The following is a 21675-nucleotide window of genomic DNA, read 5'->3' as shown; positions in this document are numbered from 1 at the left end:
CGTGGGCGCTGGGGCGGGGCTGGTCAGGCCAGGGCGGCTCAGGCGAGCGGGGGCAGGCGAGCGCGGTCAGGCGAGCGCTTGGGCGGCCTTCAGGACCTCTTCGGCGTGGCCGGGCACCTTCACCTTGCGCCAGACCTTGGCGATGGTGCCGTCGGGGGCGATCAGGAAGGTGGAGCGGTCGACGCCCATGTAGGCCTTGCCGTACATGGACTTCTCCACCCAGACGCCGAACGCCTCGATGGCGGCGCGCTCCTCGTCGGCGGCGAGCGTGATGGCGAGGTCGTGCTTGGCGCGGAACTTCTCGTGGCTCTTCACCGAATCCGGCGAGATGCCGATCACCGTGACGCCGGCCTTCTCGAAGTCGGGCATGAGGCACGAAAAACCGATCGCCTCCTTGGTGCAGCCCGACGTATCGTCTTTCGGATAGAAATAGACCACCGCCGGCTTGCCTTTCAGGGCCGAGAGGGTGATCGTCCCGCCGCCGTCGACGGGCAGGGAGAAGTCCGGTGCGGGGCTGCCTTCGGAAAGCGTCACGGTCATCGCGGTCCTCGCGCATGGATGGGTGATTCGAGACGGAAGATCGTCGGGGTTCTGGCTGGATGCGCATCTGGCATCGGGCGGGCGGTTTACGCAACAAGGTTCCGGCTGGATCCGGTCGGACGGGCGCAACGGCCGCGGGGGCCGACGGTCGGACCGGCGGCAAGGGGACCGACGGGATCGAGCGGCCGCGCGGCGGCGTTCGCCTGGGACCGAAGCGGCGCGGCGGGGAGACGGTGGTCGCCGGAAACGCGGACAGCGGCATTCAGAGGTGAGGGTGACGGACGAAGCGACGCCACGTGACACGGGACCGATGCCCGCCGCCCGCACCGACCGCCGGACCCTCCTGCCGCGTCGGAAACGCTGGCGGATCGTGCTCGTCGCCGCGCTCCTTTTGGTGGTCGGCGCGACGGCGCTGGTCGGCCGGCTCCTCTCCGGTCCGCTCTTCACCGAGATCGGCACCGACCGGATCGCCGCCGCCATGGCGGCCGCCGCCGGCGACGACGTGCGCGTGTCGGTGGGCGTGGTCGGGCTCGGGCTCGGCGAGGACTTCCGCCCGGTGGTGCACCTGCGCGACGTGGTGATCGACCGGCCCGACGCGAACGGATCGCTCGACACGCTGGAATTCCTCACCTCCTGGGGCACGCTCCTCGGGCTGGAACGGCACATCACCCACGTGACTTCCGACCATGTGTTCATCGAGACGGCGGCGGCCGGCGGTCCGATGCCGACGCTGCCGGATCTGGTCGCGTCCCTGGACGAGGGGTTGCGGGCGGCCCGGCTGTCCTCGCTCGACGTGGGTGCGCTGACGCTGCGCCGGCGCACCGACGACGGCCGACGGGCGACGGTGCTCGACGAGGCGGCGGTGACGGCGGAGCGGCTGGCGGACGACCGGCTGACCGCGCGCCTCGCCGGGGCGGGCGTCAACGGGCCGTGGACGGTTTCGGCGACGGTGGGGCCGGGGGAGGGCGACACCGTGCGCCTGGTGCACCTGGAGACGGAGGGCTTCGACCTCCGCGATCTCGGCGCCATGGCGGCGGCTCCGGTCGCGCCGGCGGCAGCAGCCGCGGCGGCGGATCCGGCCGCGCTGGCGGCCACGGCCCTGCCGGGGGGCGGTGAAGTGGAGCCTGGGGACGTGGCGGCGGCGGGCGGGCCGACCGGTCCGGCGGCCTTCAAGGGGCGGATCGGCTTCTCGGCGACCGGGCGGATCGTGGAAGGAGAGGGCGAACTCACCGTCGGGCCGATCCGGGCCGGCGAGGCGACCGGGGCGCTGGTGCTCGACCGCAGCCGGCTTGCGGTGCGCTGGCGGCCGGAGGACCGGTCGGTGGTGGTGGATCCCTCGCCGATCGTGCTGCCGAGCGCCCACGCGGTGATCAGCGGCGTGGTGGGCATGCCGCCGCCGGACGCGACGGCCTGGCCGTTCCGCTTCAACGTGGTGGCCAAGGACCGGGAGACCACGCGCGACCGGGCGCTGGGGCTCCTGGAGGGCAGCTACGATCCGGCCGACCGCACCTTCGTGGTGGACACCTTCCGGGCCGAGGGCGAGGGCACCACGTTCGCCGCCGCCATGCGGCTGACGGAGAGCGACGGGCATCTCTTCGGCGCGCTCTCGGGCGTGTTCCCGTCCATGTCGGTGGACACGCTGAAGACCATCTGGCCGCCGGTGGTGGTGCACGAGGCGCGCAACTGGGTGCACGAGCACGTGATCGCCGGCACCATCCGGGACGCGACCGTGGATCTGGCGGTCTCCGACGACAGCATCGACCATGCGACCGGCGACGCGGCCTCGGCGGCGGTGTCGTTCCGGTTCGAGGACCTGGCGTTCCGCCCGCTCGACGACGGCGGGCCGGTGATCCGCCAGGCGTTCGGCACCGGGCGGCTGGTGGACGACCGGTTCGAGGTGGCGATGGAGCGCGGCGTCGTCGACATCGGCGACGGCCGCACGCTCGCCATCGCGGGCGCGACCTTCGCCATCCCGACGGTCGCCAAGGACCCGCCGGACGGGGAGATATCCATCGACCTTGCGGGCGACGCGGCGGCGGCGGTGGCGCTCTGGGAGGTGCTGCCGCTCTCCGACGGGGTGGACCTGCCGGCGGGGCCGGGGGACGTCTCCGGCCAGGCGCGGGCGCGCATCCGGGTGGACCTGCCGCTGGTGAAGGACGTGCCGGCGGACCTCGTGACCTACGGCGGCGAGATCGTGCTCGAAGGGCTCGCCTCCAAGGTGCCGATCGAGGGCCGGGCGATCAGCGACGGCGCCATCACCATCGCCATCGCGGAGGGCGCGGCGACGGTCTCCGGCACCGCCAAGGTGGATGGAGTGGCGGCGGAGGTGGACATCGTGCGGCCGCTCGCCGGCGGCGGAGGCGGCTCGTCGGCGGTGAAGCTGGTGCTCGGCGACAAGGAGCGGCGGACGCTCGGCATCGACCTCGGCCGGGCGGTGCGCGGGCCGGTGACCGTGTCCCTGATGGACGAGGCGCTGGCCGACGGCACCACGGTCAAGCGCGCCACGGTGGACCTCGCCCGCGCCGACATCAGCTTCGCGCCGGTCGGCTTTCGCAAGGCCAAGGGCGTGCCGGGCACCGCGCGCTTCATCATTCGCGAGACCGAGGGCCGGACGCGGATCGACGACATCGCGATCGAGATGGGCGACGCGCGCATCGAGGGCGCGCTGGTGCTGGACAAGGCGGGCGGCCTCGTCTCCGGCGACCTGCCGGTGGTGCGGCTGGCGCGGAGCGACCGGCTGGCCGTCAGTCTTTCGCGCAAGGGCGAGTTCATCGCGGCGAAGATCACCGGCTCGCGCTTCGACGCGCGCGGGCTGATCACCCGCCAGATGAAGGCGGCGGAGGACGACGGCGGGCCGGTGGGCAAGTCCATCGAACTCGACATCGGCGTCGGCACGGTGCTGGGCTTCGGCGAAGAGGAGCTGGCGGGCGTCAACATCGCAAGCCGCATCGAGGGCGGAGTGACGACGGCGATGTCGTTCGCCGCCCAGACGGCGGGCGGCGGCACCGCCTCGGCGACGGTGACGCCGGCGGGGGCGGTGCGGCAGATCCAGATCGAGGCCGGCGAGGTGGGGCGGCTCCTGCGTTTCCTCGACCTCTATCCGCGCGTGTTCGGCGGCCGGGCGCGGGTGGCCGGTACCATCGACCGGGCCGGCGTGGTGCGCGCGCGGGTTGACGGCAGCCGCTGGCGGATCGTGGAGGAGCCGGCGCTCGCAAGGCTCTCCACCGCGGCGACGCAGGGGCCGACGGCGGGGTTTTCGACGGCGGAGATCGAGCGGCTGCTGCTCGATCTGGAACTTGGCGCCGGCCGGCTCGTCATCGCCGACGGCATCGTGCGGGCCGACACGGCCGGCCTGACGCTGCAAGGCGACGTGGACTTCCGGCGCGACACGCTGCGGCTCGCCGGCTCCTACCTGCCGGCGGGCGAACTCGACAGCCTGATCGGCCGCATCCCCATCCTCGGCCAGACCCTGTTCGCGGGTGGCCGGGCCGGGCTCTTCGGCGTGACCTTCCGGCTGAACGGGCCGATCCACGACCCGAACCTCACCGTGAACCCGCTCTCCATCATCGCACCGGGGATTTTCCGGAAGATCTTCGAGCTGGGGTGAGGGCGGCGGGTGAAACGGCGAAAGCCGCCTGAGCCCCAAGGGCTTCGGCGGCTTTCCGGATTCTCCGTGGGAGGTGGTCGCTGCTCTCCGTGGGAGGCGCTCACGCCTTGGCGGCGGGGGCGACGGCGAGGGCGGGGAGGCGGCCGGCGCGGGGGCGCTTGGGCGGAAGGGCGGCGGGCGCGGGGTTGGCGGGGGCGAGGAGCTTGTCGAACCAGGCGATGGTCGGCGGCAGGCCCTTGGCGAGCTGCACCTTGGGCGTCCAGCCAAGGAGGGCCTCAGCGCGGCCGATGTCCGGGCGGCGGCGGCGCGGGTCGTCGACGGGCAGGGGCTGGTGCACGACGGTGGAGCCGGCGCGGGTCATGGCGGTCACCATGGCGGCGAGGGCGTTGATGGTGAACTCGCCCGGATTGCCGAGGTTGACCGGGCCGCCCGGGTTGTCGGCGACGTCGGAGAGGCGCCAGAGGCCTTCCACCATGTCGGACACGTAGCAGAAGCTGCGGGTCTGCTCGCCGGTGCCGTAGATGGTGAGCGGCTGGCCGGAGAGGGCCTGGCAGATCAGGTTGCTGACGATGCGGCCGTCGTCCGGCTGCATGCGCGGGCCGTAGGTGTTGAAGATGCGGGCGACGCGCACGTCGGCGCGGCCGAGGCGCAGATAGTCGAAGCAGAGGGCCTCGGCGGCGCGCTTGCCCTCGTCGTAGCAGGCGCGCGGGCCGGTGGTGTTGACGTTGCCCCAGTAGTCCTCGCGCTGGGGGTGCTGCTCCGGGTCGCCGTAGACCTCGCTGGTTGAGGCCTGGACGAAGACGCCGCCGCTCCGCGCCGCCACGTCGAGGAGGTGGCGGGTGCCGTTGACGCTGGTCATCATGGTGTGGATCGGGTCTGCCTGGTAGCGCGGCGGCGAGGCCGCGCAGGCGAGGTTGAACACCCGGTCGGCCATGACGTCGGACGGCAGCGGATCGCAGACGTCGTGCTCGATGAAGGAGAAGCGGGGCTCCCGGGCGAGGCGCGCCAGGTTGGAGGCGGAGCCGGTCTGCAGGTTGTCGAGGGCGATCACGCGCCAGCCCTTGCGGACGAGCGCCTCGCAGAGGTGCGAACCGAGGAAGCCTGCGCCCCCGGCGACGAGGGCGGTGGGTCCGGCAGTGTCCTTGGCGGAATGAACGGTCATCGTTCCCTCTCTGATCAGTGGCCACCGCGGCTGACGGGCGGTTCTGGTGAACGCGGGCGGCGGTCGGTTGTTCTTGTCCGGCTTGGTTTTCAACAGAAGGCGCGGCTGCGCGCCGACGGGGCGGGGGCGGCGGCCGGGCCGCGGAGGTCGGAGAGGACGGCGGCGAAGGCCTCCGCCCGGGCGGTGCCGGTGTGGCCGGCAAGGACGCGGGCGCGGCCGGCCTCGGCGATGCGGCGGCGGCGGGCCTCGTCCGGGGTGCCGAGGAGCGCGACCACGTCGTCGGTGGAGCGGGCGATGACGATGGCCTCTCCGTCGGGCAGGAGCTCGGTGAGGCCGGGCCAGGCGTCACTGACGAGGGGCGTGCCGCAAGCGCCGGCCTCGAACAGGCGCACGCTCGGCGACCAGCCGGCGGCGATCATGTCGGCGCGGGTGACGTTGAGGGTCCAGCGCTGGCGGCTGTAGAAGGACGGGTGGTCGGCGGGGCCGAGATGGTCGATCCGCTCCACGTTGGCGGGCCAGCGGATATCGGCCGGATACTGCGGGCCGGCGACGACGAAGCGCAGATGCGGCAGGCGCCGGGCCGGCTCGATCAGCAGGCGCTCCAGCGTCGGCTGGCGGTCCGCGCTGTAGGTGCCGAGGTAGCCGAGGTCCCACCGGATGGGCTCGCCGGTCGGCCGGTACTGGGTCTCTTCCGCCGAGCAGTAGAGGGCTTCCGCGCGGCGGGCGCCGAAGACGCTCTCAAGGCGGCGGAGGGTGGGGCCGCCGGTGAAGGAGAAGTAGACGTCGAGGTCCGGGATCTGCCGGCGGGCGATATAGCCGTCCTCCCCCCGCTCCAGGGCGGCGAGCGTGACGGGCGTGTCGATGTCGTAGAAGCCGACCGGCCCCTCGGCGATCTGGCGCACCTGGTCGATGACCGCGATGCCGTCCGGCACGTAGGAGCCGACGATCACCGCGTCGGCTCGGCGGATCGCCTCGCCGTGGACGGCGGCAAGATCGGCGACGGCGTCATAGAAGGCGAGGCGGCAGAAGGCGGGGTCGGGGAGGTCGCGGTGCTCCCGGTACCAGGGCACGTCCCGCTCCAGGAAGAGCACCCGGTGGCCGAGCCGGTCGAGGCCCTTCAGGAGCGCCCGGTAGGTGGTGGCGTGCCCGTTGCCCCAGGAGGAGGAGAGCGACAGCCCCAGCACCACGATGTCGAGGGGTCGCTCCGTCATGCGGCCACTCCGGACCGCTTGGCGGCGAGCCGGTCGCGGAGGATCCGGTCGACCGTCTCGGCGCGGCGGTCGTAGGTGTGGGCGGCGAGCACGCGGGCAAGGGCCGCTTCGCCGATGGCGCGGGAGCGCTCCGGCGTCAGGCCGGCGACGATCTCGGCGACCTCCTGGCCGTCGCGGGCGACGAGCACCTCCTCGCCGGGGGCGAGGAACATCTCGATGCCGGTCCAGTGGTCGGTGATCAGGCAGGCGCCGGCGCCGGCGGCCTCGAACACGCGGGTCGGCGGCGAGAAGCCGGTGGCGGCCATGGAATCCCGGTTGATGTTGAGCACGGCCTTGGCGCTGACGTTGAGGGCGTTGTGGTCGGCGGTCGCCACGTGGCCGATCCACTTCACGTTCGGCGGCAGGCTGCGGTCGCCCCAGCCGGCGCCGCCGAGGAGGAAGGTCTGGCGCCAGAGGCTCTCGGCCGGCTTTAGGAAGAAGGCCTCCACGCGGGCCTCCCGGTCCGGCAGGCGGTTGCCGAGGAAGGTGAGGTCGGCCTTGAAGCGCGGCTCGGGCGGCACAGGATGGTGGGTGGCCGGGTCGAGGGCGTTGTAGATCGGGATACAGGCGCGGGCGCCGATGGCCGTGTAGGCGTCGACCACCGGATCGCCGCCGCCGTAGGTCATCACCATGTCGAGGTGGCGGAGGGCGGCCTTCAGCGGGTGCCCCTCGGCGGCGTTGACCTCGGCGAGGGTCGCGGGGGCGTCCACGTCCCAGAAGAGGCGGACGGCGGTGGGCGACGCGGCGGCGATGACCGCGTCGAGGAGGGCGTCGTCCAGGAAGCCGACGCCGGAGGCCTTCACCACCACGTCGAAGGCGCCGGCCTTGGCGGCGGCCGCGCGCATGGCCGCCTCGGTGCCGTCATAGACCACGACCTTGCACCAGTCGGGCGGGTCGATGTCGCGGTTCTGCTGCCGGTCGTAGACGTCCGGCTCAAAGAAGGTGACGTCATAGCCGCGGCTGGCGAGCGCCCGGATCAGCCCGCGATAGTAGGTGGCCGCCCCGTTCCAGTAGGACGACACGAGGCTGGAGCCGTAGAAGGCGACGGTGATGGGCGCTGGCATTCAGGCGGCCTCCTTGGCCGTGGTCAGGGACCGCACGCGGTCGGGGCCGCAGGTGGCGAGCACGGCGAGAAGCTCGTCCACCCGGTGGCGGCAGGTGTGGCGGCTCTCGATGCGCTCCAGCCCGCAGGTGGCGAGGTGGGCGGCGAGGTCGTTGTCGTGGAGGACGTCGCGGAGGCGGTCGGCCATCTCGTCGCCGGTCCGGGCGAAGAGGAAGTCGTCGCCCGGCCGGAACAGGCCCTCCGCGTCGTCCCAGGGGGCGGAGACGAGGGGGATGCCGCAGGCGAGCGCCTCGAACATGCGGATGGTCGGGATGCCGGGCAGGCTCTCCACGTAGGGGCGGCGGGGGATGTGCACGGTGACGGAATGGCGCGCGAACACCGCCGGCACCCGGGCGTTGGGGAGCCAGCCGCCGTAGGCGATGCCGGCGTCCTTCAAGGTGGCGAGAGCGGCGTCGGGGTAGCGGACGCCGCGCACGGTGGCCTTGAGGCCGAGCCGGCGGACCGGTTCGATGAGGAAGCCGTGGATCTCGGCGGTGCGCTCGTCGTCACCCCAGTTGCCGATCCAGACGAGATCGCCGTCACGCTCCATCTCGGTCTGCGGCTTGAAGCGGCGGGTGTCGGCGGCCTCGTGCCAGACGTGGACGGCGCGGCCCCAGCCGGCCTTCAGGTAGCGCTCGCGCAGCGTCTCGCCGAAGGCGAGGACGGCGTCGTAGTGCTCAAGGTCCATGCCGGCGATGTCGCCCGCCGCCGAGACGGCCCGGTGGTGGGTGTCGTGGAAGAGGAGGGTGAAGGCGCCGCCTGCCGCGCGCGCCCGGCCGACGCGGGCGACGAGGGCGGGGTCGGTCCACTCGTGGACCACCACCACGTCGGCGTCCCCGAGCACGGCCTCGTGGTCGAAGTCGGGGCCGTAGGAGACGGAGAGGAGGTCGGGGAAGTCGCGGTAGAAGGCGGCGACGGCGGCCTCGCCCTGGTCGGCCATGAGGTTCTGGCGGCTCCAGCCGTCCTCCGGCTCCAGGGCGATCACCTGGTGGCCGCGGGCGACGAGATCGGAGATCACGCCGCGCACGAAATGGGCGTTGCCGTGGTTCCAGTCGGAGACGAGGGAGTGGGTGTAGAAGACGAAATTCATGGTCACTCCGCGGCAAGCGCGAGACGGTCGTTCACTGAGGGGGCGTCGGCCGGATGGGCTTTCGACGCGGGGGTCGGCGGCGCGGATCGGCGCGCGGCGAGGCCGCCGTAGAGGGCGGCGAGGGTGTCGGCCTGACGGTCGGGCAGGTAGCGGAGGGCGATCGACCGGGCGCGGGCGCCGAGGAGGGCGCGAAGGGCCGGATCGTCGGCGAGCCGGTTGAGCGCAACCGCGAAGGCGGCGGGGTCGTCGCGGGTGGCGAAGAGGGCGGCGCCGTCCCAGATCTCCCGGTAGGTTTGGATGTCGGAGAGGACGAGGGCGGCGCCTTCGAGCGCGGCTTCCAGCACCGAGAGGCCGAACGGCTCGTAGAGCGACGGGCTCGCCACCACGGCGGCGCGGCGCACGGCGGCACGCACGGCGGCGCCGGGTTGCTCGCCGAGGGCGACCGCGTGGGCAAGGGCGATGTCCTCGCCGTTGGGGCCGTCCAGGCTGCCGGCCATGTGGACCGGCCAGCGGGTCATGGCGGCGGCGGCGTCGAGGGTGCGGCCGTTCTTGCCCTCGTCCCACCAGCGACCGGCGGCGAACACCACCGGGTCGCGCTCGGCGGGCGCCGCCCCGGGGACGGGCACGACGGCGTTCGGCACGACGGTGAGGGTGGGGACGGGGCCGTAGACGGCCTCCACGGCGTCGGCGTGGCTGCGCGACGGGGCGAGCACGGCGTCGGCGGCGTGAAGCCCGGCGCCGGTGCGGGCCTTCTGCCAGGCCCAGCCGCGCGGCAGGTCGCCGCCGCGAACGGCGCGCCACCAGGTGGCGACGCAGGAGTGGCTGACGGCGACGATCGGCACGTCGACCGAAAGGCCGGCCGCCTGGGACGGCACGTTGAGGTGCACCACGTCGGCGGCGTGATCGCGGGCAAGGGCCGACAGCGCGTCGCCGAGGCGGTCGAGGGCGGTCTCGGTCTGCACCATCCAGTCGAGCGGCTGGTCGAGCCAGACGAGGCGCGTGTCCGCCAGCGCCTCGGCCTCGCCACGCTGGCCGGCGGTGGGGGCCGGGCCGAGGCCGACCAGCACCACGGAGATGCCGCGGGCGTTGAGGCCGCGGGCGGCGTCGACCGCGTAGCGCCAGACGCCGCCGACCGCGTCGACGGTCATCATCACCCGGCGCGGCGCGGCGGCCGAGGGTTCGCTCAGTGACCCGGACAGCATGCGCCCTCCAACTCCGGCAGCGGCAGGGGCCGCTCCTCCTGGATGTCGCTGAAGGCCGCGAAGGCCTTGAGGTAGTGGGCGTGCGCCCGCTCCCAGGCCTCGTCGTCCGGCTCGCCCCAGAGCTGGCGGTAGGTGGGCGACGACGGGTAGGGGTAGAGCGGCACCGGCTCGTTGGCCCAGACGCCGGCGTCGATCAGGCGCTTGCGCCAGGCGGCCACCATCTCGGCCTCGTCGGCCTCCATGCCGATGAGGTTGGCCTGGACGAAGGGCACGTGGCGGCGGGCCTCGATGAGGAGGTCGGCGAGCTCCTCGGTGGTGAGGCGGCAGCGCTTGGCGAGGAGCTCGCGGCCCTCCACGGTGAGGCTTTCCACGCCGGCCTCGATGGAGACGCAGCCGGCGCGGCCGAGGAGCTCCAGGAGGTCGGGCTTCCAGAGGTCGATGCGGGTCTGGATGCCGAACTCCAGCTTGCGCTCCACGAGCCCTTCCAGGAGCGGCTTCTGCGGCAGGAAGATCTCGTCGACGAAATAGACGTAGCCGACGCCCTTTGCGATCAGCCCGTCGATCTCGGCGAGCACCAGGTCCACGTCGCGGCGGCGGTACTTGTCGCGGAAGTCGATCTTGGCGCAGAAGGTGCAGGTGTAGGGGCAGCCGCGCGAGGCCTCCACCTCGGCGCCGAAGCCGGTCTGCACCGCGTCGAAGCGGTGGTGGTGGTGCTGGTGGGCGCGGATCCAGGCTTCCGGCCAGACGAGCGGCGGATGGTCGGTGAAGTGGCTGGCGTGGACAGGGCCGACGGTGACCAGGTGGCCGTCGCGGAGGTGCGCGGTGGACGGGACTGCGGTCCAGTCGGGCGCGTCGGCGAGGGCCGCGACGATCTCCTCGCACTCGCCGCGCACGACCACGTCGACGCCGAGCTTGCGGAGGGTCGGTGCCGGGGTGGACGAGCCGTGCGGCCCGACCGCCACGGTGCGCCCGCCGCGCCCGGCGAGACGGCCGAGGAAGTCGGCTGGCACGCGGAGCTCGGGCTGGGCGCAGCGCCAGAAGAGATAGGTGGGCGCGGTGGTCACCACCGTCATGGCGGGCCCGAAGGCCGCCACCTCGTCGGCGAGCGCGCCGTTGTCGGCGCCCTGGAGCTGGCCGTCGACCATCAGCACCTGATGGCCGGCCTTCTCCAGGAGGGCCTTGGCGTAGCCGAGTTCCAGGGGCAGGTGCGGGTGGCGGCAGCCGAAGTAGATGCTGCCTTCGTAGCTCCAGGCGGGATTGACCAGGGCGACCTTCATGCCATCAGTCTCCGAAACGCGGGCGCCGGATCCGGCCGGCCCGCGGGGGCGGCGGCCGTGCCGCTTTCGGCCAGCCAGCGGGCGAGATCGGCGAGCCCGTCGCGCCAGCCGATCGTCTGGGTCCAGCCGATGGTGCGCTCCAGAAGGCCGGTGTCGGCGACGAACCAGAGCTGGTCGCCGGTCCGCCAGGTCTCGTAGGCGAGCGGCACCTCGCGGCCGGTGAGGGCGCGGATCTCGGCGAGCACGTCGCGGAGGCTGACCGCGTTCCGCGGGCCGCCGCCGAGGTTGAAGGCGGTGCCGGAGACCTCGTCGATCCGCTCCAGGAGGCGGCGGTAGGCGGCGACCGCGTCGGCCACGTGCAGCACGTCGCGCACCTGGCGGCCGTCGCCGAACACCGTGATGGGTTCGCCGGCGAGGGCCTTGATGAGGAAGTGCGCGACCCAGCCCTGGTCCTCGGTGCCGAACTGGCGCGGCCCGTAGATGCAGCTCATGCGAAGGACGGCGGTTTTCAGGCCGAAGGAGCGGGCGTAGTCGAGCACGTACTGGTCGGCGACGCCCTTGGAGCAGCCGTAGGGCGTATGGAAGTCGAGACCGCGGGTCTCCGGCAGGCCACGGGCGGCGAGCGTCGGGTCCGACGGGCGGTGGCGCTCGCCGTCGCTCTCCATGGCGACGTCGTGGAGGCCGCCGTAGACCTTGTTGGTGGAAGCGAAGATCACCGGCGCCCGGCCGCCCGCCGCGCGCACTGCCTCCAGCACGTTGAGCGTGCCGGCGGCGTTGACGTCGAAGTCGGAGCGGGGATCGTCGAGGCTCGTCGTCACCGCCACCTGTGCGGCGAGGTGGAAGACCGCCCGTGCCGGCCGGAGCACGGCGGCAAGCGCCGCGGCGTCGCGCACGTCCACGTCGGTGAAGCGCAGGCGCTCGCCGTGCCGGGCCTGCAGCCAGGCGAGGTTGCGGCCGACGCCGGGCCGGCTGAGATTGTCGGCCACGATCACCGTGTGGCCCTCGGAGAGATAGGAGTCCGCCAGGTTGGAGCCGATGAACCCCGCTCCCCCGACGACGGCCACCGGGCCGCTCGAGCCGGGCGCCGCCGTCATGACACGAGGCCCCGCGCTTCGAGCTGCGAGCGCATCTCGGCGCCGCGATCCTTGGCCTCCTCGGCCTTGACCCAGGCGGCGAACTCGCCGAGCGAGTCCTCCAGGGCGTAGCGCGGCTCGAAACCGAGGAGGTCGCGGGCCTTGGCGATGTCGGCGAAGCAGTTGCGGATGTCGCCGGTGCGCGCCTTCATCAGGATGTCGGGCTTCAGGTGCGGCACGCCGAGGGCCTCCGCGACGAGCGACGCCACATAGGCCACCCGGTAGGCGCGGCCGGAGCCGACGTTGATCACGTGGCCGGCGGCGCGCGGCTGCTCGTAGGCGAGGCGGAAGGCGCGGGCGACGTCCTTGACGTGGACGAAGTCGCGGCGCTGCTCGCCGTCCTCGAAGATCATCGGCGGCTGGCCGTTCATCAGGCGCGAGGCGAAGTTGGCGAGGACCCCGGTGTAGGGGTTGGAGAGCGCCTGGCCGGCGCCGAACACGTTGAAGAGGCGGAGCGCCACGGCGTCGACGCCGTAGGCCTCGCCGAAGATCAGCACCATGCGCTCCTGGGCGTACTTGGTGAGCGCGTAGATGGAGGCGAGGTCGACCGGCTTCATCTCGTCGGTCGGGACCGGCAGGAGCGGCTGGTCGGTGTCGGTGACGAGGTCGAAGAGGCCGGCCTTGACCCGCGACGGGCTGCGCCGCGCCCGGTCGACGAGGCCGCCGTCCGGCGTGGCGTAGCGGCCTTCGCCGTAGACGCTCATGGAGGAGGCGACGACGATCTTGCCGACCGGCTGCTCGATCAGGGCTTCCAGGAGGACGGCGGTCCCGACGTCGTTGCCGGAGACGTAGCGCTCGATCTCGTACATGGACTGTCCGACGCCCACCTCGGCGGCGAGGTGGATGACGCCGGAGACGTCCTTCAGCGCGCGGCGGACGGTGTCCTTGTCGCGGACGTCGCCTTCGATGAAGTCCACGCTGTCCGGCGCGCTCGCAGCGGCGGGGCCGTGGACCTGCTCGACGAGGCTGTCGAGCACGCGAACCTCGTAACCGTGTTCAAGAAGCTCCTGGGCTAGATACCGGCCGATAAAACCCTGTCCACCTGTAATCAGCACTTTTGCCACGTGGTCGCTCCCGGCTGGGCTTTTCGATGTTGTAAAGCTGTCGCCTCAGCCGAACCGGGCAGAAGCAGAGTTGTTCCAAGCCTCGTGTCGATAACGACCCATCGCCGTGCCGCCGGCTTCACGGCCCTCATGACCATTGGCAGGTCTGATGCTGGAAACCGGCAAAGCCTCCGTTGCGTTCCGGGAGGCAGGTGCCGGCAGCGTGGGGCGGGCCGCGCCGTTGCCGGGGGGAAGTGGTTCATGAAGGCGGTGATGCGCGCCTCTGCGATGGATGCGGCGAACCGCGTCGGCGAACTGACCGTGCAGCAGCCGAAGACGCGGACCTTCCTCGTCGGGCTGGGACGGGCGTTCGGCGGGGCGCTGATCTTCGCGCTCCCCATCCTGATGACGATGGAGATGTGGCAGTTCGGCTTCGTGATGGAGCCGCTGCGGATGGCGCTCCTGTTGGCGGTGACCGTGCCGCTCCTGGTGCGCCTTTCCCGGTTCGAGGGCTTCCGCAAGACCGCGGCGCTCTCCGACGACATCGCGGACGCGCTGGTGGCGATCGCGGTCGCGGCCGTGACGGTGGTGGCGGTGCTCGGCTTCCTGGGCGAACTGGAGCCCGGCATGGGGCTGCGGGAGCTGATCGGCAAGGTGGCCGTGCAGATCGTGCCGGCCTCGATCGGCGCCATGCTGGCGCAGAACCAGTTGGGCGGCGGCAAGGACGCGCGGCGCCAGCCGGAGCCGACCTATGGCGGCGAGCTCTTCCTGATGGTGGTGGGCGCGCTCTTCCTGTCGTTCAGCGTCGCCCCGACGGAGGAGGTGGTGCTGATCGCCTACCGGCTGAGCGCCACCCAGGAGCTGATGCTGGCGGGCTTCTCCATCGCGCTGATGCACGGCTTCGTCTACGGCTTCGAGTTCGGCGGCACCGAGCGGCCGGCGCCGGGGGAGGGCTTCCTCAGCGTGTTCGCCCGCTACACGGTGGCGGGCTACGCGCTCGTCTTCCTCGTCTCGCTCGCCATCCTGTGGACGTTCGGCCGCACCGACGGGGTGTCTCTGGAGGAGATCCTCTCCACCGCTCTCGTCCTCTCCTTTCCGGGCGCCATCGGCGCCGCCGCCGCGAGGCTGATCCTATGAGCGCTGGAAACGACGACAACGAGAATGCGGGGCGGCGGGAGGAGGGGGCCGAGCGCGTGGTGACGGGCACGTCGCCCGTGGAGTGGGCCGTGGCGGCGCTGGGCGCGGCCATCCTGGCCGGCGTGATCGGCTATCTGGCGCACGACGGGCTGACCGGCTCCGGCGCCCCGCCGGACCTTTCGGTGCGGGTGGTGTCGACCCTCCCGGCGAAGGCCGGCCACCACGTGCAGGTGCTGGTGCTGAACGACGGCCAGTCGCCGGCGGCCGCGGTGGACGTGGTGGGGGAGTTGCGGGACGGGGAAACCGTGGTGGAGGAAGCCTCCACCACGGTCGACTATCTGCCGCAGAACTCCGAGAAGCCGGCCGGCCTGATGTTCACCGAGGACCCCGCCGCCTTCCGGCTGGTGGTGCGGGCGGCAGGCTACACGGCGCCCTGACCGGAGCGCCGACGGCGTGTCGCCGGCGGCCCGGTCGGCTCTGGTCCGGGCCGGTCAGACCGGCTTCAGGAGGATGTGCTTCTTCTTGCCGAGCGACAGCTTGATAACGCCGGCGTCGTTGACGTCGCCGGTGGTGAGGGTGCGCTTCACGTCCGTCAGGGTCTCGTCGTTGACCTTGAGGCCGCCGCCCTCCGCGGCGCGGCGCGCCTCGCCGTTGGAGGCGGCAAGGCCGGCCTTGACGAAGGCGGCGAGCACGCCGACCCCGGCGTCGAGTTCGCCGGCGGGGATCTCCACGGTCGGCAGGCTGGCCGGGAGAGCACCTTCCTCGAAGGTGCGGCGGGCGGTCTCGGCGGCGGCCTCGGCCGCCTCGCGGCCGTGGACGACGGCGGTCGCTTCCGTTGCGAGCACCTTCTTGGCCTCGTTGATCTCCGACCCGCCGAGGGCGCCGAGCCGGGCGATCTCATCCAGCGGCAGGCGGGTGAAGATCTTCAGGAAGCGGACGACGTCGGCGTCCTCGGTGTTCCGCCAGTACTGCCAGAAGTCGTAGGGGCTGAAGAGGTCGCCGTTCAGCCACACCGCGCCGTTCGCCGACTTGCCCATCTTGGCGCCGGACGACGTGGTGAGGAGCGGCGTCGTCAGGGCGAACAGCTGCTCGTTGCCGAGCCGGTGGCCGAGGTCGATGCCGTTGACGATGTTGCCCCACTGGTCGGAGCCGCCCATCTGCAGGATGCAGTCGAAGTCCTTGTTGAGCACCGTGAAATCGTAGCCCTGGAGGACCATGTAGTTGAATTCCAGGAAGGACAGCGACTGCTCCCGGTCGAGCCGGAGCTTGACGCTGTCGAAGGCGAGCATGCGGTTGACGGAGAAGTGGCGGCCGACGTCGCGGAGGAACTCCAGGTAGTTGAGCTTGGTCAGCCAGTCGGCGTTGTTGACCATCAGGGCGTCGGTCGCACCGTCGCCGTAGCGCAGGATGCGGCCGAAGATCTTCTTGATGCCGGCGATGTTCTCGTCGATCTGCGCCGGGGTCAGCAGCTTGCGCTGGTCGTCGCGGAAGGACGGATCGCCGACGAGCGAGGTGCCGCCGCCCATGAGCGTGATCGGCCGATGGCCGGTCTCCTGCAGCCAGTGCAGCATGGTGACGCTGATCAGGTTGCCGATGTGGAGGCTCGTGGCGGTGGCGTCATAGCCCACATAGGCGGTGATCGGACCCTTCAGGCACTTCTCGTCGAGACCCGCCGGGTCCGAGATCTGGTGGATGAAGCCGCGCTCGTCGAGCACGCGGAGAAAGTCCGACTTGAAGCCGCCCATGATACCTTTCCTTAAGGATGATCCGCCCAGCCTCGGGCGATCGCCGCAGGTCTCTAGCAGACAATCGCCGCCGTGACACGCACTTAAGGATCCGCCGATGAGAGACGCCGCAAGCCGCTGGGCGCTCGGCCTGATGAGCGGAACGTCGCTCGACGGTGTGGACGCCGCGCTGATCCTAACCGACGGGGAGACGGTGGAGGATTTCGGGCCGACGCTGTTCCGCGCCTACACGGACGCGGAACGGGCAGTGCTGCGGGCGGCGCTGCAGGATGGGGCGACGATCGCGCGGCGGGACGACCGGCCGGGCCGGGTGGGGGAGGCCGAGCGGATCGTGACAGCAGCGCATGCCGCGGCGGTGGCCAACCTCGTGGCGGTCGCGGCCGCCGAGGGGATCGCGCCGGCGGTGATCGGCTTCCACGGCCAGACGGTGTTCCACGCGCCGGAGCGCCGGCTGACGGTGCAGATCGGCGACGGGCCGGCCCTCGCGGCGGCCTCGGGGCTGCCGGTGGTGTACGACTTCCGCGCGGCCGACGTGGCGGCGGGCGGGCAGGGGGCGCCGCTGGTGCCGGTCTACCACCGGGCGTTGGCGGAGCGCGCGGGGCTCGGCCGGCCGGCGGCCATCCTTAACGTGGGGGGCGTCGCGAATGTGACGCTGATCGACGGGGCGGGCGAGATGCTGGCGTTCGACACCGGGCCGGGCAACGCGCTGATCGACGACTGCGTGGGACGGGAGACCGGCGCCCGGTTCGACCAGGGTGGCAGCATCGCCGCCGAGGGCGTTGTGAATGAAGCGATCGTTGGAATGTTTCTCGCGCATCCGTTCTTCGCGGCGGCGCCGCCGAAGTCACTGGACAGGATGGCGTTTCACGGGCTGGCGGAGGCGGAGCTGGCGGCGCTTTCCTTCGCCGACCGTGTTGCGACACTGACGGCAGTGACGGCCGCCACGGTGGCGGCGGGGCTGGCGGCGGCGGCGGAGCCGGTGCGGTCCGTGGTGGTGGCCGGGGGCGGGGCGCGGAACGCGACGCTGATGACGATGCTCGCGGCGAGGACGGGGGCGGCGGTGGCGACCGCGGACAGCGTGGGGATGGCGGGGGACTTCGTGGAGGCGCAGGCCTTCGGGTATCTGGCGGTGCGTTGCTTGAGGGGGTTGCCGGGGAGCTATCCGGGGACGACGGGGGTGCCGGTGGCGACGGTGGGGGGCGTGGTGGCGGGGTGAGGGGAAGCGGGAATGCGTGGGTGGTCCGGATGAACCGGACCATGACGATCGGGGAGGTTGGGGGGATGGGTGGCGGGTGGTCGGTCGGGGAGGGCCGGCTGAGGGCTCGGCCAAGGATCGCCGGCGGAGGGTGCGGCGACGCTTGTCCTTCAGGCCGTCATCCCGGCGGACGCCGGGATCCAGCCGACGGTGCGGCGTCTGCGCCGGTGCGGGTGATGCGGCGGACGGTTGGGCCCCGGCTTTCGCCGGGGTGACGATCGGGGGAGAGGGAGGAGGGGGAGCGAACACGCGCGGCGGCCTCCCCGGCCGGGGCCGCCGTCATCAAGGCGACCCTGCGCTCTTCAGCCAGCCTCGCGGCTTCAGCCGGCTTCGGCCATGGCGAGGCGGCGGTCGAGGTAGTCGCCGCAGGTGCCGATGAGCTCGTCCACCTTCTGGTCGAAGAAGTGGTTGGCGCCCTCGATGGTGCGCTGCTCGATGATGATGCCCTTCTGCATCTTCAGCTTGTCCACCAGGGTCTGCACGTCCTTGGTGGGCACCACCTTGTCCACGTCGCCGTGGACGATGAGGCCGGACGACGGGCAGGGGGCAAGGAAGGAGAAGTCGTGCAGGTTGGCCGGGGGCGCGATGGAGATGAAGCCCTCGATCTCGGGGCGGCGCATCAGGAGTTGCATGCCGATCCAGGCGCCGAAGGAGAAGCCGGCCACCCAGCAGGAGCGGGCGTCCGGATGGACGGTCTGCACCCAGTCGAGCGCGGAGGCGGCGTCGGAGAGTTCGCCGGCGCCGTGGTCGAAGGCGCCCTGGCTGCGACCGACGCCGCGGAAGTTGAAGCGCAGCACCGCGAAGCCGCGCTCCTTGAACATGTAGAACAACCGGTAGGCGACCTGGTTGTTCATGGTCCCGCCGAACTGCGGGTGCGGGTGCAGGATCATGGCGATGGGGGCGTTGCGCCCCTTGGCCGGCTGGAAGCGGCCTTCGATGCGGCCGGCCGGGCCGTTGAAGATGACTTCTGGCATCGGTCTCTTCGGACTCTCTTCTCAACCTGGGGGGAAGGGGCCGATCGGCCGCGGCGGCTCTCGAATTGTCCACTGTTAAGGGCAAACGCGTACCCGCGTCCTTGACGCAGGACCGGGCCGGCTTTAAAACCTCTTTAGAACAATTCGAAACTGCAGCGCGTCGGCACCCACTCAGTCTGGCGAATGCACTGGACCGTCCGACGGTCCGGCGTCAAGAAAAATCGCTTCGGGAAAATCGCTTCGGGAGAATGGCTCGGGGCGTTCGCGGCGGGTGGTGAACACGACAACAGGCCGCCGGGCGGCCGGGACACGGGATGACGGATCGGGTCTATCTGGACTGGAACGCCGGCGCGCCCATGCGGGCGAGCGTCGTGGCGCGCCTGTCGGACAGCCTCGGCCGCACCGGCAATGCCTCCTCGGTGCACGAGGAGGGGCGCCGGGCGCGCGCCGCGGTGGAGGCCGCGCGCCGGTCGGTGGCGGCGCTCGTCGGGGCCAACCCGCGCGGCGTCACCTTCACGTCGGGCGGCACGGAGAGCGCCGTGACGGTGCTATCGCCGCAGTGGTTCCACGGGGGCAGGCCGCTGGCGTTCGATCGGCTGCTGGTGTCGGCGGTGGAGCACCCGGCGGTGGCGCGCGGGGGACGGTTCCCGGCGGACGCCGTGGAGACCGTGCCGGTGGACCGCGACGGCGTGGTCGATCTCGGCGCGCTCGACGGGCGGCTTGCGGCGTTGGCGGCGGATGGGCGGCGGGCGCTCGTCTCGCTGATGCTCGCCAACAACGAGACCGGCGTGATCCAGCCGGTCGCCGAGGCGGCGCGGATCGCCCACGGGCACGGCGCCATGCTGCACACGGACGCGGTGCAGGCGGTGGGGCGGATCCCGGTGGACGCGGGGGCGCTCGGGGCGGACGTGCTGACGCTGTCGGCCCACAAGATCGGCGGGCCGCAGGGCATCGGCGCCATCGTGCGGGCGAACGATCTGGTGGCGGTACCGCCGCTCCTGACCGGGGGCGGCCAGGAGGGCCAAGCCCGCGCCGGAACCGAAAACACGTGGGGGATCGAGGGCTTCGGGGTTGCGGCGACGGAGGCGGCGCACGATCTGAAGGCGATGGCGGCGGTCGCCGAACGACGCGACCGCATCGAGGCGGCGGTGCTCGACACCGCGCCGGAGGCGGTGGTCTTCGGGGCGGGCGCGGCCAGGCTGCCGAACACCCTCGCGGTCGCGGTGCCGGGCCTTTCGGCGGAGACGGCGCTGATCGCCTTCGACCTTGCGGGCGTGGCGCTCTCGTCCGGTTCGGCCTGCTCCAGCGGCAAGGTGGCGGCGAGCGCCGTGCTCCTCGCCATGGGGGTGCCGACCGATCTCGCGCGGTGCGCCCTGCGTATCAGCATCGGGCCGGCGACGACCGACGCGGACGTCGCAAGGTTCGCCGAGGTGTTCAAAAAGGTCCACGCAGACCTGACGAAACGAAGGGGGTCGAGAGCCGCTTGACCGCCTATATGACAGTGAAATCCCACGGTCCTTGAAACCGCGCCGGATGGAGTGACCCAATGCCCGCAGTGCAGGAAACCATCGAACAGGTGTCGGCGATCGACGTCGACAAGTACAAGTACGGCTTCTTCACCGAGATCGAGTCCGAACTGGCGCCGAAGGGCCTCAACGAGGATATCGTCCGCTACATCTCCGCCAAGAAGAACGAGCCGGACTGGCTGACCTCGTGGCGCCTGGAGGCGTTCCGCCGCTGGCAGACCATGACGGAGCCGACCTGGGCGCGGGTGGACTATCCGCCGATCGATTTCCAGGACCTGCACTATTATTCCGCGCCGAAGAAGACCGCCGGGCCGAAGAGCCTGGACGAGGTCGACCCGGAGCTGCTGCGCACCTACGAGAAGCTCGGCATTCCGCTGCGCGAGCAGGAGCTGCTCGCCGGCGTCGAGGGGGCCGACAAGCCGCGCGTGGCGGTGGACGCGGTGTTCGACAGCGTGTCCGTGGTGACCACGTTCAAGAAGGAACTGGCCAAGCACGGGGTCATCTTCTGCGCCATTTCCGAGGCGGTGCGCGAGCACCCGGAGCTGGTGAGGAAGTACTTGGGCTCGGTGGTGCCGACCACGGACAACTATTATGCGACGTTGAACAGCGCCGTCTTCTCCGACGGGTCGTTCGTCTACATCCCGAAGGGCGTGCGCTGCCCGATGGAGCTGTCGACCTATTTCCGGATCAACGAGAAGAACACAGGCCAGTTCGAGCGCACGCTGATCATCGCCGACGAGGGCAGCTACGTTTCCTATCTGGAGGGCTGCACCGCCCCGAGCCGGGACGAGAACCAGCTGCACGCCGCGGTGGTGGAGCTCGTCGCGCTCGACGACGCGGAGATCAAGTACTCCACTGTCCAGAACTGGTATCCGGGCGATGCGGAGGGCAAGGGCGGCATCTACAACTTCGTGACGAAGCGCGGCGACTGCCGCGGCCGCAACTCCAAGATCTCCTGGACCCAGGTGGAGACCGGCTCGGCCATCACCTGGAAGTACCCGAGCTGCATCCTGCGCGGCGACAATTCCCGCGGCGAGTTCTACTCGATCGCCATCTCCAACGGGAAGCAGCAGGTGGATTCGGGCACGAAGATGATCCACCTCGGCAAGAACACCACGTCGAAGATCATCTCCAAGGGCATCGCGGCCGGCAAGTCGGACAACACCTACCGCGGCCTCGTGCAGATCGGCCGCAAGGCGACCGGCGCGCGCAACTTCACCAACTGCGACTCGCTCCTGATCGGCAACCAGTGCGGCGCGCACACGGTGCCCTACATCGAGACCAAGACGTCGTCGGCGGTGGTGGAGCACGAGGCGACCACGTCGAAGATCTCCGACGACCAGATGTTCTACTGCCTGTCGCGCGGCCTCGACGAGGAGGAGGCGATCGCCCTCATCGTCAACGGCTTCGTGCGGGACGTGCTGCAGCAGCTGCCGATGGAGTTCATGGTCGAGACGCAGAAGCTGATCGGCATCAGCCTGGAAGGCAGCGTGGGGTGACGGCGGTTCGGCCGGCGCTCTCCCTTTGAGGGAGAAGATCGGGTGCGCCGTTTCAGGACGGCGCTCCCGGTGCCGGGCAACACGACCCCTTCCGGCGGCTTCGCCGCCACCTTCCCCCGAGGGGACGGATTTC

Annotated in this window: 17 protein-coding genes; 6 read left to right on the top strand and 11 right to left on the bottom strand. The window is 71.6% G+C overall.

What is annotated here, in order from left to right; all coding sequences use genetic code 11:
* Positions 1–66: 66 nt before the first annotated feature.
* On the bottom strand, positions 67–540 hold the full coding sequence (locus tag BUQ68_RS03900; protein WP_075214615.1) for a peroxiredoxin: 474 nt from the start codon (positions 538–540) through the stop codon (positions 67–69).
* Positions 541–850: 310 nt separating this feature from the next.
* Between BUQ68_RS03900 and BUQ68_RS03895 the strand changes: the two genes are divergently transcribed.
* Positions 851–4147 (top strand): hypothetical protein, encoded by a 3297-nt coding sequence (locus tag BUQ68_RS03895; protein ID WP_075214614.1) that lies wholly within the window; start codon positions 851–853, stop codon positions 4145–4147.
* 100 nt (positions 4148–4247) lie between these two features.
* On the opposite strand, the gene BUQ68_RS03890 is transcribed toward BUQ68_RS03895, so the two are convergent.
* From BUQ68_RS03890 to BUQ68_RS03855, 8 genes are all read right to left on the bottom strand, one after another.
* A complete protein-coding gene (locus BUQ68_RS03890; RefSeq protein ID WP_075214613.1) occupies positions 4248–5309 on the bottom strand; it encodes a UDP-glucuronic acid decarboxylase family protein in 1062 nt (353 codons plus the stop codon).
* An 89-nt stretch (positions 5310–5398) separates the two neighbouring features.
* Positions 5399–6520: a CgeB family protein gene (locus BUQ68_RS03885; RefSeq protein ID WP_075214612.1), complete on the bottom strand. Its 1122-nt coding sequence runs from the start codon at positions 6518–6520 to the stop codon at positions 5399–5401.
* Positions 6517–7623 carry a CgeB family protein gene (locus BUQ68_RS03880; RefSeq protein ID WP_075214611.1) on the bottom strand — a complete coding sequence of 369 codons (1107 nt, stop codon included), beginning with the start codon at positions 7621–7623 and terminating at the stop codon, positions 6517–6519. Before BUQ68_RS03880 ends, BUQ68_RS03885 begins: the two co-directional genes overlap by 4 nt.
* The gene (locus BUQ68_RS03875) at positions 7624–8751 is read right to left on the bottom strand and encodes a CgeB family protein (RefSeq protein ID WP_075214610.1); all 1128 of its coding nucleotides are present in this window, start codon (positions 8749–8751) and stop codon (positions 7624–7626) included.
* Between the two features lie 2 nt (positions 8752–8753).
* On the bottom strand, positions 8754–9953 hold the full coding sequence (locus tag BUQ68_RS03870) for a glycosyltransferase family 4 protein (RefSeq protein ID WP_075214609.1): 1200 nt from the start codon (positions 9951–9953) through the stop codon (positions 8754–8756).
* A complete protein-coding gene (locus tag BUQ68_RS03865; protein WP_075214608.1) occupies positions 9935–11230 on the bottom strand; it encodes a TIGR04295 family B12-binding domain-containing radical SAM protein in 1296 nt (431 codons plus the stop codon). The genes BUQ68_RS03870 and BUQ68_RS03865 overlap by 19 nt, the downstream gene beginning before the upstream one ends.
* On the bottom strand, positions 11227–12324 hold the full coding sequence (locus BUQ68_RS03860) for an NAD-dependent epimerase/dehydratase family protein (RefSeq protein WP_075214607.1): 1098 nt from the start codon (positions 12322–12324) through the stop codon (positions 11227–11229). Before BUQ68_RS03860 ends, BUQ68_RS03865 begins: the two co-directional genes overlap by 4 nt.
* Entirely contained in the window at positions 12321–13427 is a 1107-nt protein-coding gene (locus BUQ68_RS03855; protein WP_075214606.1) for an NAD-dependent epimerase/dehydratase family protein, read from the bottom strand. The genes BUQ68_RS03860 and BUQ68_RS03855 overlap by 4 nt, the downstream gene beginning before the upstream one ends.
* Positions 13428–13679: 252 nt before the next feature.
* Here BUQ68_RS03855 and BUQ68_RS03850 point away from each other — a divergent pair, with 252 nt between their 5' ends.
* Together BUQ68_RS03850 and BUQ68_RS03845 are read left to right on the top strand one after the other, a co-directional pair.
* Positions 13680–14543 carry a TIGR02587 family membrane protein gene (locus BUQ68_RS03850; RefSeq protein ID WP_425349492.1) on the top strand — a complete coding sequence of 288 codons (864 nt, stop codon included), beginning with the start codon at positions 13680–13682 and terminating at the stop codon, positions 14541–14543.
* Positions 14540–14980, top strand: coding sequence for a hypothetical protein (locus BUQ68_RS03845; RefSeq protein WP_083656246.1), 441 nt, complete (start codon positions 14540–14542; stop codon positions 14978–14980). The genes BUQ68_RS03850 and BUQ68_RS03845 overlap by 4 nt, the downstream gene beginning before the upstream one ends.
* Before the next feature lie 54 nt (positions 14981–15034).
* Here the strand turns inward: BUQ68_RS03845 and tyrS are convergent, their stop codons facing one another.
* Positions 15035–16288: a tyrosine--tRNA ligase gene (tyrS, locus tag BUQ68_RS03840; protein ID WP_075214605.1), complete on the bottom strand. Its 1254-nt coding sequence runs from the start codon at positions 16286–16288 to the stop codon at positions 15035–15037.
* Positions 16289–16385: 97 nt separating this feature from the next.
* Between tyrS and BUQ68_RS03835 the strand changes: the two genes are divergently transcribed.
* The gene (locus BUQ68_RS03835) at positions 16386–17504 is read left to right on the top strand and encodes an anhydro-N-acetylmuramic acid kinase (RefSeq protein WP_075214604.1); all 1119 of its coding nucleotides are present in this window, start codon (positions 16386–16388) and stop codon (positions 17502–17504) included.
* A gap of 359 nt (positions 17505–17863) precedes the next feature.
* Here the strand turns inward: BUQ68_RS03835 and BUQ68_RS03830 are convergent, their stop codons facing one another.
* Positions 17864–18517: an alpha/beta hydrolase gene (locus tag BUQ68_RS03830; RefSeq protein ID WP_075214603.1), complete on the bottom strand. Its 654-nt coding sequence runs from the start codon at positions 18515–18517 to the stop codon at positions 17864–17866.
* Positions 18518–18831: 314 nt separating this feature from the next.
* Between BUQ68_RS03830 and BUQ68_RS03825 the strand changes: the two genes are divergently transcribed.
* Positions 18832–20004 carry a cysteine desulfurase family protein gene (locus BUQ68_RS03825; RefSeq protein ID WP_075214602.1) on the top strand — a complete coding sequence of 391 codons (1173 nt, stop codon included), beginning with the start codon at positions 18832–18834 and terminating at the stop codon, positions 20002–20004.
* A 59-nt stretch (positions 20005–20063) separates the two neighbouring features.
* Positions 20064–21542, top strand: coding sequence for a Fe-S cluster assembly protein SufB (sufB, locus tag BUQ68_RS03820; protein WP_075214601.1), 1479 nt, complete (start codon positions 20064–20066; stop codon positions 21540–21542).
* Positions 21543–21675 lie beyond the last annotated feature (133 nt).

It is taken from the genome of Mongoliimonas terrestris (genome assembly GCF_001927285.1).
Taxonomy (GTDB): domain Bacteria; phylum Pseudomonadota; class Alphaproteobacteria; order Rhizobiales; family Pleomorphomonadaceae; genus Chthonobacter; species Chthonobacter terrestris.
Note: the sequence above shows the minus strand (reverse complement) of the source record. Positions and strands in the feature narration are given on the sequence as shown.

Coding starts and splice junctions, on each gene's coding strand:
- BUQ68_RS03900 (WP_075214615.1), bottom strand. CDS start 540: ATGACCGTGACGCTTTCCGAAGGCAGCCCCGCACCGGACTTCTCCCTG.
- BUQ68_RS03895 (WP_075214614.1), top strand. CDS start 851: ATGCCCGCCGCCCGCACCGACCGCCGGACCCTCCTGCCGCGTCGGAAA.
- BUQ68_RS03890 (WP_075214613.1), bottom strand. CDS start 5,309: ATGACCGTTCATTCCGCCAAGGACACTGCCGGACCCACCGCCCTCGTC.
- BUQ68_RS03885 (WP_075214612.1), bottom strand. CDS start 6,520: ATGACGGAGCGACCCCTCGACATCGTGGTGCTGGGGCTGTCGCTCTCC.
- BUQ68_RS03880 (WP_075214611.1), bottom strand. CDS start 7,623: ATGCCAGCGCCCATCACCGTCGCCTTCTACGGCTCCAGCCTCGTGTCG.
- BUQ68_RS03875 (WP_075214610.1), bottom strand. CDS start 8,751: ATGAATTTCGTCTTCTACACCCACTCCCTCGTCTCCGACTGGAACCAC.
- BUQ68_RS03870 (WP_075214609.1), bottom strand. CDS start 9,953: ATGCTGTCCGGGTCACTGAGCGAACCCTCGGCCGCCGCGCCGCGCCGG.
- BUQ68_RS03865 (WP_075214608.1), bottom strand. CDS start 11,230: ATGAAGGTCGCCCTGGTCAATCCCGCCTGGAGCTACGAAGGCAGCATC.
- BUQ68_RS03860 (WP_075214607.1), bottom strand. CDS start 12,324: ATGACGGCGGCGCCCGGCTCGAGCGGCCCGGTGGCCGTCGTCGGGGGA.
- BUQ68_RS03850 (WP_425349492.1), top strand. CDS start 13,680: ATGCGCGCCTCTGCGATGGATGCGGCGAACCGCGTCGGCGAACTGACC.
- BUQ68_RS03845 (WP_083656246.1), top strand. CDS start 14,540: ATGAGCGCTGGAAACGACGACAACGAGAATGCGGGGCGGCGGGAGGAG.
- tyrS (WP_075214605.1), bottom strand. CDS start 16,288: ATGGGCGGCTTCAAGTCGGACTTTCTCCGCGTGCTCGACGAGCGCGGC.
- BUQ68_RS03835 (WP_075214604.1), top strand. CDS start 16,386: ATGAGAGACGCCGCAAGCCGCTGGGCGCTCGGCCTGATGAGCGGAACG.
- BUQ68_RS03830 (WP_075214603.1), bottom strand. CDS start 18,517: ATGCCAGAAGTCATCTTCAACGGCCCGGCCGGCCGCATCGAAGGCCGC.
- BUQ68_RS03825 (WP_075214602.1), top strand. CDS start 18,832: ATGACGGATCGGGTCTATCTGGACTGGAACGCCGGCGCGCCCATGCGG.
- sufB (WP_075214601.1), top strand. CDS start 20,064: ATGCCCGCAGTGCAGGAAACCATCGAACAGGTGTCGGCGATCGACGTC.